Here is a 13,093-nt window from a genome sequence, read left to right on the forward strand (position 1 = left end):
GGCCGGAATGGCCCGCCGCAGGTCGCGGTGATCACCGTAGGGGCTCTGTCGCGGTACATCCGGCATTCACTGCGGCAGCTGCGGACGCGTTTCCGTGATCGAGTATCCGCCCGAATGCGGTCCTGCTGTGCGGACTTGAGGCGAGGGGACGGTCAGTGCCCGGCGCCGGCATGCTTACCTGGGTCATGCCCCAGATCCTCCGTCACGGGCAGGCACTCGGCGAGCAGGTCGAGGACGTCGCGCCAGGCTCGCCGCGCGTGCCGTGGGTGGTAGCCGACGCCGGGGACCACGGGGTGGCCGACCGGCGGATGGTGAAAGGCGTGCAAGGCGCCGCCGTAGACCGCGAGGCGCCAGTCGACGCCCGCGGCCTGCATCTCAGCGGTGAACGCGTTCCGTTGCGCGGGCGGCATGATCGGGTCTTCCGACCCGACCCCGGCCCACACCGGGCAGCGAATGCGCGCCGCCTCGCCCGGTCGGCCCGTGGTAGTTGCGTTGACTGTCCCGATCGCACGGAGGCTGACGCCGCCGCGCCCGAGTTCCAGCCCGACGGCGCCCCCGGTGCCGTAGCCGATGACGGCGATCCGGTCGGGGTCGGTCCGCGGTTCGGTGCGCAACACGTCGAGCGCCGCATGGCCGATGCCCCGCATCCGGTCGGGATCGGCGAGCAGCGGCAGGCAACGGGCCAGCATCTCCCCGGGGTCGCCCAAATAACGCCCGCCGTGAAGGTCGAAGGCCAGCGCTATGTATCCCAGTTCGGCGAGAGCATCGGCCCGGCGGCGCTCGACGTCGCTGAGCCCCATGCCCTCTGGTCCGAGCAGCACCGCGGGCCGGCGGTCGACACCGGCCGGGAGCGCGAGGTGCCCGACCATCGTCAAACCGTCGGCCGGATACTCGACCGTACGCGTCGTAATCGTCGTCATGAGACTGGACCGTAGTGATCGTCGAGCCCGGTCCGGCCGGTGTTCTGCCGCTGGCAGATTCTGGGGGCGTGGACTTCTGCCAGCAATCCAGAGGTTCGACACCAACGTAGAAGATCCCTCGGCCGCGCTCGACGCGGCTGGCATGTTGCACCCGATGGCGGCCGTGAACTCTGATCGGGAGATGCATAAAGTATGTTCGTCGCCGGCAAGCTCACGCCGCGGGTCCGCGAACGGATCGACGGCCCCCTGCTCCTGGCCGGCAGCGCCACCATCGTCGGCGGAGGGTTCGTCCTGTTCGCCACCGCCCGGTCCAACCTGGCTGAACTGCTCGCGGCCACTGGGCCTGCTGGGCTTCGGCGTCGGCAGCTTCTCGGCCGCCATGCCCGGCGTCATCCTGGCCGGCACCCCCAAGAGCGAGACGTCGAGCGCCATGAGCTTCAACTACGTCGTTCGCGGCGTCGGGTACTCCCTGGGCGGCGCCATCGGCGGTCTGGTCCTGGCCGCCGGCACCGTCACGGGCCGCCTCTTCCCGAACGACGACGCCTACACGACCGCGGCGCTGGTCGGCGCCGCCGCGATGGCGATCACGACGATGGCCAGCCTCGTCCTCGCCCGCCGACGCTCACCCGAGACCGATCCGATCACAGCTCCGGTGGGTGTGCCGGGTCCGGGCCGGTCGAGTCGAACCGGAAGCTGAGGAACGAAGCCGTCCGGGCGGCTGCTCGCCCGCGGCAGCCGGGTCGTCGCGCACGACGCCGGAATCGCCGAGCGCACCGTCCTGATCGAGTTCGACAGCTTCGAACAGGCGGTCGCCGCACATGCGAGTGCTGCCTCGACTGACGATCGAGGCCGCGGCGGCGACGAACACGAAGCCGACTGCGGGAATCACCCCGGCTCGTCAGCGCGCCGCACCATCGCGAACAGCGTCAGGCCAGTGGCATCGGCGGTGATGTCCAGTCCGGCGACGGTTCCCGGCGGCACGGCGGCACGGACGTCGGCCTCGATGTCGGCGGGAGTGCGTGATGGGAGCGTGCAGGAGGTAGTCGTCGAAGTTGCATATGCGTGCTGGTTCCCGATCTCTGGAGAAAGGCCCGCACCGCCGCTAATCCCCTTACCAGGGGAGCTGAGCAGCGAGGGGAGCCGCGATGACGACCTTCGACGTCGAGACGACCGAACCGTCGGACTTGCCCGCGCCGCCAGGACCGCTGAATCAGGCGATCACCGCGGATCAGACAGTCGGACCTACCACGCTGGCCGACTGCGTCCGGCAAGCCATGGCCGAACTCCCGGCGATCTCCGGCGCAGACCGCGCGATCGCACCGCGATCCGGCGTGACGACCGACATATCGCCACCGGCCCGCTCCTGTGAAGGGCGTCACCAGCTAGGCCGTGTCCCTTTGGTCAACGTCCGTCCAGACCCTGGTGCGCGGTGCTGCGAAGATGGGGGTTGACCCTCACACTGTGTCAGCCAGTGAAGTGGCCGATGTCATGTTCAGCATTGGAGCATTCGCTAAGTACGGCGGCGTATCGGTGCGCATGCTGCGCCACTATGACGCCGTGGGGTTGTTGCGCCCTGCCCACGTCGACCCGCACACCGGCTACCGGTTCTACGAAGCCGACCAACTGGCCCGGCTCAACCGTGTGATCGCGCTCAAGGAGCTTGGTCTCACTCTGGATCAGGTTCGGGCCATCCTCGACGGCGAACTGGAGGCGGGTGAGTTGCGCGGGATGCTGCGGTTGCGCCGGGCCGAGCTGGAGTCGGCCATGGCGGCCGACGCGGCGCGGATGGCGCAGGTCGAGGCGAGGCTTCGGATGATCGAGAGTGAGGGACGGATGTCGTCTGACGACGTGGTGATCAAACGGATCCCGGCGATGCGTGTGGCGGAGTTGACGGCCGTTGTGGAGAGCTTCGAGCCGAAACTCGTCACCCCGGTGATCACCTCGCTCTACGAGGAGTTGTGGAGCCGGATGCAGGCCGCCGGGCTCCGGGCGAGCGGTGCGGCCGTCGCCTACTACGAGAAGCCCGAGGGGCCGGTGACCGTGCATGCGTCCATCCCCGTCGACTCTGAGCCGGCCCCGGGACACGACTTCTCCGTGGTGGATCTACCGGCGGTGGAGGCCGCGACACTGGTGCACAAAGGGCCGGCAGAGCAGGTCATTCCCAGCGTTCAGGCGCTTGCCCGCTGGATCGACACCAATGGCTATACGTCGATGGGCCCCGCCCGGGAAGTCACTCTCTCCTGCCCGCACTGCGGCGACCACGCGGTGACCGAGTTGCAAGAGCCGGTCGCCCGCCGCTGAAGCACCCTCGTCGCGCTCAGTACGGCACCAGATGAGGATGTTGAGGCGGTGGATGCGGCGTTCGACGCCGTTCCGCTGCTTGTACGCCTCCACGTCGAGGCCGGGCGGGCGTCCGCCTCGGCGGCCCCGCCGCAGGCGGTGCCCGACCTGGTCGGACGGCTGCGGAATGACGGCACGGATCCCGCGCTGTCGCAGGTGAGCGCGGATAGCGCGGGACGAGTAGGCACGGTCCGTCAGAACTGCAGTGGGGCGAGTGCGTGGCCTGCCCGGGCCTGTTCGGGGCACCCGGATGCGGGCCATGACAGCCTCAAAGGCCGGTGCGTCACCGGCTTGTCCTGCGGTGATGCCGAAGGCCAGGGGTCGTGCACGGCCGTCCGCGGCCAGATGGACCTTGGTGCTCAGCCCGCCGCGGAAGCGTCCGAGCCCGTGATCGGTCGGCTCACCGCGGCCAGCTGCCCCTGTGCCGTCGACGGCACCTCTGATCAACCGCTTGGGAGCGGTCTGGTACGAGCCGAGCTCGTCAGGGAGGTCCCGCCAGGGCGAACAAGTGCGGTACTTCCACGCGATGGCCTAGAGCGTGCGGCGATGGTCGGCCCACCGCCGCCCACGGACCGGGTCAGCCGTCATCAACGGCTTGATCCAGTCCCACATCGCATCAGCGATCACTGATCGGACGGGCGATGGGCGGTGCAGAACGAATGGTGCCCGAGGTCTGCGCGCGTACGCCATGGGGCGTCGGCGGCGACGCTCCCCGTTCCGCGAGCCGGTACGGATCCTTCTGGCGGCCACGGTCCACCTCGGTGATCGTCGGTGCCGGAACGGGGCTCAGGGCCGTGGCGTCGGGAGACGTGGCCGAGTACGGGGGAGACGCCCTTTACACGCTTCTGGCGTCCGCTCTCGTCGTCCTGGTGGCGCCGCGGGTGAAGCCACTGAGAGCCGCCACAATCGCCCTGGCTGTCAGTCGGGGAGTCGAGTTCTCGCAGCTCAGTGACCTGCCGGCAGATCTCTCCCGGAAGAGCACGGCTGCCCGCCGGGTCCTCGGTTCCACATTCGACGCCCCGGACCTCTTCTGGTACGCGGTCGGCGCGGCGTCCGGCTGGCTCGTCGTACGCCGGATGCGGGGCGCGCCGCGCAGCCTGCTCCGGTCACGCGTGCGGTGTCGTGGAGTAGGGCCCGCCGAACGAGGGCCATAATCAGGTATATGTCCGCGAATCGCCCCTTCCGGGAGTGTGTGTCCCGGCTGTACCCAAGGTCCCGGGGACCGAAGACACGGCCTGGCCTCGCCGAGCGTGGACCGAAGGTACGGAGCGTCGCCGGACAGGTGTTTCTGCTGCAAGCAGTGCTGGTGGTGCTGCTGGCCGTGGCCGCGGTGATCTCCCTCGTGCTGCAGGTCCGGCGGGACAGCACCGAGGAAGCCCGGCGCAGGACCCTGTCGGTCGCACAGGCCTTCGCCAACGCCCCCGGGACCGCGGCGGCCCTGGACAGCCCCGACCCGACGGCCGTGCTGCAACCCCGCGCCGAGGCGGTCCGCGAAGCGGCCGACGTGGCCTTCGTCGTCGTCGCGAACACCCAGGGGATCCGCTACACGCATCCTGATCCGGATCTCATCGGCAAGCGCGTTCTGGGCCCCTACGAGAAGGTGGTGCAGGGCATCCCCCTGACGGCGGAACTCGACGCGAGCGTCGGGCCGGCAGTCGATTCCACGGTCCCCGTCTTCCGGAGCGACGGTTCGGTCGCCGGTATCGTCGGCGTCGAGATCACACTCGGTGACATCAATGAGTCCGTCAGCCGTCACATCCCGGTCATCCTCGGCGGCACCGCCGGCGGGCTCGTCTTCGCTCTCGGCGGCTCGGCCCTGGTTAATCGGCGTCTGTCCCGTCAGACCCGCGGGCTCGGTCCCGCCGAGATGACGCGCATGTACGTGCATCACGACGCGGTACTGCACGCCGTCCGGGAGGGAGTGCTGATCGTCGACGGAAAGGGGAGGCTCGTTCTCGCCAACGACGAGGCACGCAGACTGCTCGGACTCCCGCCGGACGTCGAAGAGCGCCCGGTCGCCGAGTGCGGCCTGAGTTCCCGGATCACCGAACTGCTGGTGTCCGGGCGACCGACCACCGACGAGGTGGTGCCGGTGGGGGAGCGGCTGCTCGCGGTCAACGTACGGGTCACCGGCGACCGCGGCGGACCTCCGGGCACCGTCGCGACCCTCCGGGACACCACCGAACTGGCCGCGGTGATCGGCCGGGCCGAGGCGGTGCGCGAGCGGCTCCTGCTCCTCTACGAGGCCGGCAAGATGATCGGCAGCACCCTCGACGTGACCACGACCGCGGCGGAACTGACCCGGGTGGCCACTCCGCGGTTCTCGGACTTCGCCACCGTGGACCTGGCCGAGTCGGTGTTCCGGGGGGACGAACCGCGTGAGTCGGACGGCACAGTCGTGGAGGTGCGACGTGCCGCCGTCGCCGGCCTGCGTGACGACCACCCGCTGCACCCCCCGGGGCGGGTGACCGGCACCGTGCCCACCAGCCCCGGCTCCCTGGGCGACGGCGAGCGGCACTCCCTGCCCGACGCGAACGTGGAGACCGTACTCGCCTGGTACGACCAGGACCCGGCACACGCCGAGCGGATCATCGAGTACGGCTTCCACAGCGTCCTGGCCGTCCCCCTGCACGCACGGGGCGTGGTCCTCGGCCTGGTCAACTTCTGGCGTTCGGAGAACCCGGCACCCTTCGACGCGGACGACGAGGTGTTCGCTCGGGAACTGGCCGCCAGGGCCGCGGTGTGCGTCGACAACGCCCGTCGCTACACCCGCGAACACCAGACGGCCGTGACCCTGCAGCGCAGCCTCCTGCCGAGCGGGCTGCCCGAGCAGAACGCCCTCGACATCGCCTACCGGTACGTGCCGGCCGAAGCCGGGGTGGGCGGCGACTGGTTCGACGTCATCGCGTTGCCGGGGGCCCGTGTCGCCCTGGTGGTCGGCGACGTCGTGGGCCACGGCCTGCACGCCGCCGCCACCATGGGACGGTTGCGTACCGCCGTGCACAACTTCGCCGCTCTCGACCTGCCGGCCGACGAACTCCTCGCGCGCCTGGACGAGCTGGTCTCCCGGCTCGACCAGGAGGGCGGTGCGGACAGCGCCGAGATCGCCGGGGTGACCTGCCTCTACGCGATCTACGACCCGGTGGCGGGCCGGTGTTCCCTGAGCCGGGCGGGACATCCCAGCCCCGCGCTGGTGCTGCCCGACGGGTCCGTGCGCTTCCCGGGCAGCCCCGTCGGGCTGCCTCTCGGCGTCGGCAGCGGCCTGCCGTTCGAAGCGGTCGATCTCGACCTGCCCGCAGGCAGCCGGCTCGTGCTGTACACGGACGGTCTCGTCGAGACCCGGGGCCGGGACATCGACGAGGGCATGGAACTGTTGCGCCGGAGCCTCGCCCGGGCCGGGCGAACACCCGAGGAGACGTGCGCGGATGTGCTGGCGACGCTGCTGTCCCGGCCGTCCGACGACGACGTGGCCCTTCTGGTGGCCGGCACCCGCGTGTTCGATCCGTCCAGGGTGGCCGCCTGGGACGTGGAGCGGGACCCGGCCGCCGTCTCCCGTATCCGCGGCGAGGTCGCCGACCGGCTCGCCGAGTGGGGCCTGGACGAGGAGGCCTTCGTTACGGAGCTGATCCTCAGCGAACTGCTGACCAACGCGGTGCGCTACGGCACCGATCCCGTCCGGGTCCGGCTGCTCCACGACCGGACCCTGATCTGTGAGGTCTCCGACGGCAGCAGCACCGCACCGCACCTGCGCTACGCGGCCACGACCGACGAGGGCGGCCGCGGCCTGTTCCTCGTGGCCCAGCTGGCCGACCGCTGGGGGACCCGCTACACCGAGACCGGAAAGGTCATCTGGTCGGAGCAGACGCTTTCGCCTTTGCCGCGTCCGTCTCTGTCGCTCGCACCTCCGACGTGAGCGAGGCCGGCGGTGGCCGGCCCGGGCACGTCCGGGCCGGCCACCGTCTCGTGCGCCGCTACGGCAACGGTTCGATCCAGATGTCGCGGTACCGCACCTTGTTGCCGTGGTCCTGAAGGCGGAGCGCACCCGCCGTCGGCCCCTCCTGAGCGCCCCCGGCGGTCGCGCCGCCGAGCGCCACGTCCTTGTGGACGGTCACGCCGTTCCACACCACCGTGACGCGCGCGTCCTGCGTCTTGGCGCCCTGGTCGTCGAAGCGCGCCGCGCGGAAGGTGATGTCGTACGTCTGCCAGGTGCCCGGCGGGCGGGCCGCGTTGGCGTCGGCGGCCTTCTGCTGGTAGATCGCGGCGGCCTCGTTGTCCGCGGGCGTGGTGTCACCGAACGAGTCCAGGATCTGGATCTCGTAGCGGTCCTGAAGGTAGATGCCGCTGTTGGCCCGGTTCTGGCCCGTCACGTCCGGGGGCAGCTGGGGCAGCCAGAACTCGGCGTGCAGCCTGAAGTCACCGAACGCCTGCTTCGTCCGCAGGTCGCCGCAGCAGACCTCCATCCCGCCGTCCGTCAGCGGCCACTGCGCGGTGCGGCCGTCCGTCTGCTGCCAGGCCGCGCGGTCGGCGCCGTCGAACAGGACGATGCGCTCACCCTCGGGACGCACACTGATCATGTCGAGATTGACGTGTCCGGTGTCGCCCTCGTCCACCCGGTAGGTGATGGTGTTGGCGCCCTCGCGCAGCCTCAGCGACTCGGTCCGTGTGGACCAGTCGTCCCAGCCGCCCGTACTGAGCAGGCTCGACTGCTTCACCTTCCGGCCGTCCACGTACACGCTCACCGTTTTGGTACCGGTGAAGGGGTTCGGCCCGTTCGCGTACCGCAGGGCCACGTCGTAGGTGCCCTTCTTGTCCACGTCGACGGTGAACGAGGTGGCCGCGCCCTGGGTGCCGTAGCCGTCCACGAAGCCGCTGCCGGAGTAGCCCGTGTGGTCGGTGTTGACGCCGGCCCCGCCGGAGCGCTCCGCCTCCTCAGCCTCGTACGACGTCGTCGGGGGCTGCTCGCCCGGCATGGCGTTGAGCGTGTACCACGCCTCGGTGCTCCACAGCGTCTCACCCTCGGCCGAGCTGAAGGGACGCGGTGAGCGGACGTGCACCACACGGTCGGGCTTGAGGCCCGTGATCCGCAGCGTGACCTTCTTCCGGTCCTGGGACAGCCGTGCGGAGGCCACGGCGAGGGTTTCCTCGTCGACCTTGGGACCGCCGTACGCGGGGGTCGGCACGTAGCGCCACTGCTCGACCCGGTAGCTCTCGGCGAGCTTGTCCGCCGTCTCCTGGGACAGCGGCTGGGTGTACTCCAGCTCGAAACCGCCCCGCTCGGCGCGCATGGCCCGGATGTCGAACGCCTTGCCGCCGTTCGGGGTGAGCTTCTGCAGACCGTGGGTCAGCTTGCCCTCCTGGCCCCAGTTGCCCCCGGCGCCCAGTCCGCCCGCGTAGATCGCGCCGTCCGGCCCCTGGGTGATGCGGTTGACGCCCGCCTCGAGGCCCTGCGTGTGGCGGAAGACCGCGCCCTGGTCCTTGCCCTTCACCTTCTCCAGGAAGGCGCGCTGCAGACCGCCGTAGGTCACGTCGCCGAACAGCAGCTGGCCGGCGTACGGGCCCTTCTTCAACAGGATCGGGGTGCTGGGGGAGTTGGCGATCTCGTTCTGCGGCAGCCACAGCACCGGTTCGGTCACCGGCTGGTCGTCGAACGGGCCGGCCGGGTTGGTGTAGTGGTTGAAGAAGCGGTCGGGCTTGACGCGGACCAGCTTCGAGGCCGGGAGCCAGCCGCCCTGGTTGTCGGCGACGAAGAGGTCGCCGCCGGGACCCCAGCCGATGCCGTTCGGGGTGCGCAGGCCCCCGGCGAGGTAGGTCACCTTGCCGGTCTTCCGGTTCACCTTGATCGTGGTGCCCCGGTTCGGCGCCGGCTGCGGGTCCGTCGTCGCGCCCCCGTAGTCGATCGCGACGGAGAGGTTGAGGTAGAAGTGCCCGTCGCGGTAGAGCAGGCCGAAGGCGAACTCGTGGAAGTTACCGCCGTACGGCCAGGTCGCCACGGTGCGCCGCTCGTCGGTGACGTCGTCGCCGTCGGTGTCGCGGAGTTCGGTGAGTTCGTGCTTCTGCGACACGTAGAGGGCTCCGTCGAGCGCCTTGATGCCCATGGGCTCCTTGAGACCGCTCGCGACCTTCTTCGCCGTCACCTTGTCGGGGCCGGTCGCGCCGGTGACGTTGTCGAGGAGGTACACCTCGCCCTCGGTCTTGTCGGTGCCGCCCCACGTGGTGATGGCCATCCGGCCGTCCGGAAGCCAGTCCATGCCGGTGACCTGGGGCTCGAAGCCGTCGGGCCGCAGGTCCGTCAGCGTGTAGTCGGGGTGCACGCCGTCCAGGGGCAGCCCGTCGCCGGGGGTGTCGGTGCCGCTCTCGCACTGCTTGCGGCCGGGGGCCGTGACCCGTACGACGTCGGCGTCGGTGCTCAGGGCGGAGTTCGGCACGAGGGAGAAGTCCGCCGCGCCGGGCGGCTTCCACTCCAGCGTCACCCGCTGGTCGTTCGTGCGGTCGAAGTGATCGACGCGCAGGGCGTGGTGACCGGCCGTCATGGTCGCCGTGCCCTCCTTGGGCTCGGCCGCGTGGAGGCCGTCGTGATCGATGACCGTCCGGTCGCCGATGGTCAGGCGCGAGCCGTCGTCGCTGGTCAGCCGGAAGGTGTAGGCCCCGTCCTCGGGGGCCTCGATGTTCGCGATCACCTGCGAGACGAAGTTGTCGCCGATGCCGAAGTCCTCGGTCGTGGAGAAGTCGATGACGGGCATCAGTTTGTCGACGTTCGGGGTCTGGCCGGGCTTGAGCACGCAGATCTCGTTCATCGGCTGTCCGATGTCGAAGACGCGCAGTGTGACGCCCGGTTCCTGCGGCGGCAGGTCGTCGGCCGTGTCGGCGGCGCCGGCGGGCGCGGAAGTGAAGCAGCCGAACAGGAACGAGACGGCGACCAGACCGGCCAGCCGTCCGCGGGTTCTGGAGCGGGACCGTGAACTCATGCATCCTCCCCGGGGGCCGCCCCGTGGCGGGGCCGCCCATGACGGTGGTACGGGACGACGAGGTGGTGCGGTCGGCGTCGTGCCGACCCGAAGTGACGCGTGGCGTGCGCGAGATGCCTGGATTCGACTGGGCGTCGGCCACCATAGGAGCCCTTTGCCCGCCGCGTCTACAAGTTTGTCATCAGTGAGTACAAACTATGCTCGTGCACGGGTGAAGAACGCGGATCCCGGGCCAGGTTTCCCCTGCCAGGAACATATTGGCCGCGCGTCGGGCTCTCAGCGCCTGGGCAGGCTCGAACCGCGGACGACCAGCTCGGGCTGGAGCACCACGTGCTGGTGACGGTGCTCGTCCGCCTGGTCGCCGGCTTCCTGGAGAAGCAGGTCGGCGGCCAGGGCGCCCATGGCGCGCGCGGGCTGGCGGACGGAGGTCAGCGGTACGGTCGCCGCGGCGGCGAACTCGATGTCGTCGTACCCGACGATGGCCAGGTCGTCGGGGACCTTGACCCCGGCCGTGTACATGAACTGGAGCACGCCGAGGGCCAGCAGGTCGTTGGCGCAGAAGACGGCGGTAGGCCGCTCGGCCAGACCGAGCAGTCTGGCACCCGCGTCACGTCCGCCGGCCACGTCGAGGCGTTCGGTGGGGATCTCCCGCAGCGCCGTGGGGGGCAGGCCGGCCTGGGCCACGGCTTGCAGCGCCCCGGTCCGGCGGTCCCGCACCTGCCTCAGATGGGGCGGTCCGCTGACGTAGGCGATGGAACTGTGCCCGGCGCCGGTGAGGTGACGGAGCGCCAGAGCACCGCCGGTGACGTCGTCGACCGAGACGGAGCAGCCCTCCGCGTCGCCGGCCACCCGGTCCACCAGGACGTAGGGAATACCGTGCCGGCGGAAGTCGCCCAGACTGCCGCCACTCGGGTCGGCGGGGGTGACCAGCACCCCGCGGACCCGCTGCTCGGCGAAGAGGTCGAGGTACTCCGCCTCCTTCTGCACACTCTGCGCGCTGTTGCACAGGGTGACGGCGAGCCCCGCGTCCCGGGCCGTGCGCTCGGCTCCCTGGGCCAGGTCGACGAAGAACGGATTGCCCATGTCGAGGACGAGCAGCGCCATGACACGGCTGCGGCCCGCCCGCAGTTGCCGGGCGGACTCACTGCGCACGTAACCCAGCCGCGCGATCACCTGCTCCACGTGGTGGCGCGTCCGCCGCGAGACCCGGCCGGGCTGGTTGAGCACGTTGGAGACCGTGCCCACGGAGACGCCGGCCTCCCGCGCCACGTCCTTGATGCCGACCGTCGGCGTGGAGTGCGTCATGTGCGTCTCCTGCTGCTCTGCCCCCGCCCATCGAGCCGGTCGGGGGAAGCGTTCATCCTACGAAGCCGGGACGTCGGTTCACGCCAGGTGGAAGACCTCGGTGAGGGGACGCATGGCGGCATCGGGTGCCTGTCCGTCCAGTGCTTCGAAGAACCCCGCCATCTCGGCCTGCCAGCGCGTGTTCACCTCGGTCGCGTCCATGGCCGCGCGGGCCGCCTCGAAGTCGTCGGTCTCGAGATAGCCGACGAGCAGGCCGTCCTCCCGCAGGAAGAGGGAGTAGTTGCGCCAGCCGGCTGCACGGAGCGCGGCGAGCATGTCGGCCCACACGTCCTGATGGCGCTCGCGGTATTCGGCGACCATCTCGGAGCGGACCTTGAGAAGAAAACAGACGCGTTGCATCGGATCACCCTGTTGCCGAGTGGGGCCCCGGCGAGGCCGGGGCCCCACGAGTGTCGTACGGATCAGAAGTCGTACTCGTCGATGTTGGCCTTGTTGAAGACGGTCGGCTCACCCGGGGAGACGACACCGTCCGCACCGATGGTCATCGTGCCGAGGTCACCCGCGGCGAAGGTCTCGCCTTTCTTGCCGGTGATCTGACCGGACTCGAGGGCGACCGCGGCCCGGGCGGCGAGTGCGCCGAGCTTGGCCGGCTCCCACAGCTCGAACTCCTCGACGGTGCCGTTCTTGACGTAGGCGCGCATGTCGTTCGGGGTGCCGAGGCCCGTGAGCTTGACCTTGCCCTTGTACTTGGAGCCGGACAGGTACTGGGCGGCCGCCTTGATGCCGACGGTGGTGGGGGAGATGATGCCCTTCAGGTTCGGGTATTCCTGCAGCAGGCCCTGGGTCTGCTGGAACGACTTCTGGGCGTCGTCGTCCCCGTAGGCGGTCTTGACGAGCTTGATGTCCTTGTAGGCGGGCTTCTTCAGCTCCTCCTTCATGACGTCGATCCAGGTGTTCTGGTTCGTCGCGGTCTGCGCCGCGGACAGGATCGCGATCTCGCCCTTGCCGCCGATCTGCTTGGCCAGCAGCTCGACCTGGGTGCGCCCGAGGTCCTCGGCGGAGGCCGGGGAGACGAACACCTGGCGGCAGTCCTTGTTGGTGTCCGAGTCGTAGGTGACGACACTGACGCCGTTGCGCATGGCCTGCTTGAGGGCGGTGCACAGGGCGCCGGGGTCCTGTGCGGAGACGGCCATGGCGTCGACCTGCTGCTGGGTCAGGGTGTTGACGTAGCTGACCTGGCCGGCGGTGTCGGTGCCGCTGCTGGTGCCGACCTCCTTGTAGGTGGAGCCCAGTTCCCGCAGCGCCTTCTCGCCGCCCTTGTCGGCGGTGGTGAAGTAGGGGTTGTTGACCTGCTTGGGCAGGAAGGCGACGGTGAGGCCCTTCTTGGTCTCCGCGTCGGGGTCGGCCTTGCCGACGGCCGCGCTGCCGTTGTCCTTGGCCGCGTCGTCCTTGGTGGTGCCGCCGCAGGCGGTGGCGCCGAGCGCGAGGGCGGTGGCCGTGGCGAGTGCGAGGGTCAGGCGGCGTGATCTGGCGGTGGTGCCGAGCATGGGAAGTTCCTTTGCC

At 70.1% G+C, this 13,093-nt stretch carries 9 protein-coding genes and 2 pseudogenes; 5 read left to right on the plus strand and 6 right to left on the minus strand.

What is annotated here, in order from left to right; all coding sequences use genetic code 11:
- Positions 1 to 152: 152 nt before the first annotated feature.
- Positions 153 to 920: a dienelactone hydrolase family protein gene (locus tag ACFW48_RS33930; protein ID WP_386321771.1), complete on the minus strand. Its 768-nt coding sequence runs from the start codon at positions 918 to 920 to the stop codon at positions 153 to 155.
- A 379-nt stretch (positions 921 to 1,299) separates the two neighbouring features.
- On the opposite strand from ACFW48_RS33930, the gene ACFW48_RS33935 reads away from it, so the two are divergent.
- From ACFW48_RS33935 to ACFW48_RS33945, 3 genes and pseudogenes are all read left to right on the plus strand, one after another.
- Complete coding sequence (locus tag ACFW48_RS33935) at positions 1,300 to 1,617, plus strand: hypothetical protein (RefSeq protein WP_386321773.1); 318 nt, start codon at positions 1,300 to 1,302, stop codon at positions 1,615 to 1,617.
- 15 nt (positions 1,618 to 1,632) lie between these two features.
- A pseudogene (locus ACFW48_RS33940) lies at positions 1,633 to 1,752 on the plus strand (DUF1330 domain-containing protein); the annotation flags it as partial.
- A gap of 656 nt (positions 1,753 to 2,408) precedes the next feature.
- Entirely contained in the window at positions 2,409 to 3,221 is an 813-nt protein-coding gene (locus ACFW48_RS33945; RefSeq protein WP_386321916.1) for a MerR family transcriptional regulator, read from the plus strand.
- A 42-nt stretch (positions 3,222 to 3,263) separates the two neighbouring features.
- On the opposite strand, the pseudogene ACFW48_RS33950 reads toward ACFW48_RS33945, so the two are convergent.
- Positions 3,264 to 3,950 (minus strand): annotated as a pseudogene (locus ACFW48_RS33950) (transposase); the annotation flags it as partial.
- A gap of 71 nt (positions 3,951 to 4,021) precedes the next feature.
- Between ACFW48_RS33950 and ACFW48_RS33955 the strand changes: the two are divergent.
- Positions 4,022 to 4,414 (plus strand): DUF2809 domain-containing protein, encoded by a 393-nt coding sequence (locus ACFW48_RS33955; protein WP_386321775.1) that lies wholly within the window; start codon positions 4,022 to 4,024, stop codon positions 4,412 to 4,414.
- A gap of 8 nt (positions 4,415 to 4,422) precedes the next feature.
- A complete protein-coding gene (locus tag ACFW48_RS33960) occupies positions 4,423 to 7,173 on the plus strand; it encodes a SpoIIE family protein phosphatase (RefSeq protein ID WP_386321777.1) in 2,751 nt (916 codons plus the stop codon).
- 58 nt (positions 7,174 to 7,231) lie between these two features.
- Here ACFW48_RS33960 and ACFW48_RS33965 read toward each other — a convergent pair whose 3' ends face one another.
- The 4 genes from ACFW48_RS33965 to rhaS all read right to left on the minus strand — a co-directional run bounded on the left by ACFW48_RS33965 (position 7,232) and on the right by rhaS (position 13,077).
- Positions 7,232 to 10,225, minus strand: coding sequence for a family 16 glycoside hydrolase (locus tag ACFW48_RS33965; RefSeq protein ID WP_386321779.1), 2,994 nt, complete (start codon positions 10,223 to 10,225; stop codon positions 7,232 to 7,234).
- Between the two features lie 276 nt (positions 10,226 to 10,501).
- A complete protein-coding gene (locus ACFW48_RS33970) occupies positions 10,502 to 11,530 on the minus strand; it encodes a LacI family DNA-binding transcriptional regulator (RefSeq protein WP_386321781.1) in 1,029 nt (342 codons plus the stop codon).
- Positions 11,531 to 11,608: 78 nt separating this feature from the next.
- Positions 11,609 to 11,929, minus strand: a complete 321-nt coding sequence (locus ACFW48_RS33975) for an L-rhamnose mutarotase (RefSeq protein WP_386321782.1) — start codon at positions 11,927 to 11,929, stop codon at positions 11,609 to 11,611.
- Between the two features lie 62 nt (positions 11,930 to 11,991).
- The gene (gene rhaS, locus ACFW48_RS33980) at positions 11,992 to 13,077 is read right to left on the minus strand and encodes a rhamnose ABC transporter substrate-binding protein (RefSeq protein WP_386321783.1); all 1,086 of its coding nucleotides are present in this window, start codon (positions 13,075 to 13,077) and stop codon (positions 11,992 to 11,994) included.
- Positions 13,078 to 13,093 lie beyond the last annotated feature (16 nt).

This window comes from Streptomyces sp. NPDC058812 (genome assembly GCF_042744565.1).
Lineage (GTDB): Bacteria > Actinomycetota > Actinomycetes > Streptomycetales > Streptomycetaceae > Streptomyces > Streptomyces thinghirensis.

Excerpts from the sequence above, each read along its gene's own strand:
- ACFW48_RS33930 (WP_386321771.1), bottom strand. The coding sequence starts at position 920 with ATGACGACGATTACGACGCGTACGGTCGAGTATCCGGCCGACGGTTTG.
- ACFW48_RS33935 (WP_386321773.1), top strand. The coding sequence starts at position 1,300 with ATGCCCGGCGTCATCCTGGCCGGCACCCCCAAGAGCGAGACGTCGAGC.
- ACFW48_RS33945 (WP_386321916.1), top strand. The coding sequence starts at position 2,409 with ATGTTCAGCATTGGAGCATTCGCTAAGTACGGCGGCGTATCGGTGCGC.
- ACFW48_RS33960 (WP_386321777.1), top strand. The coding sequence starts at position 4,423 with ATGTCCGCGAATCGCCCCTTCCGGGAGTGTGTGTCCCGGCTGTACCCA.
- ACFW48_RS33965 (WP_386321779.1), bottom strand. The coding sequence starts at position 10,225 with ATGAGTTCACGGTCCCGCTCCAGAACCCGCGGACGGCTGGCCGGTCTG.
- ACFW48_RS33970 (WP_386321781.1), bottom strand. The coding sequence starts at position 11,530 with ATGACGCACTCCACGCCGACGGTCGGCATCAAGGACGTGGCGCGGGAG.
- ACFW48_RS33975 (WP_386321782.1), bottom strand. The coding sequence starts at position 11,929 with ATGCAACGCGTCTGTTTTCTTCTCAAGGTCCGCTCCGAGATGGTCGCC.
- rhaS (WP_386321783.1), bottom strand. The coding sequence starts at position 13,077 with ATGCTCGGCACCACCGCCAGATCACGCCGCCTGACCCTCGCACTCGCC.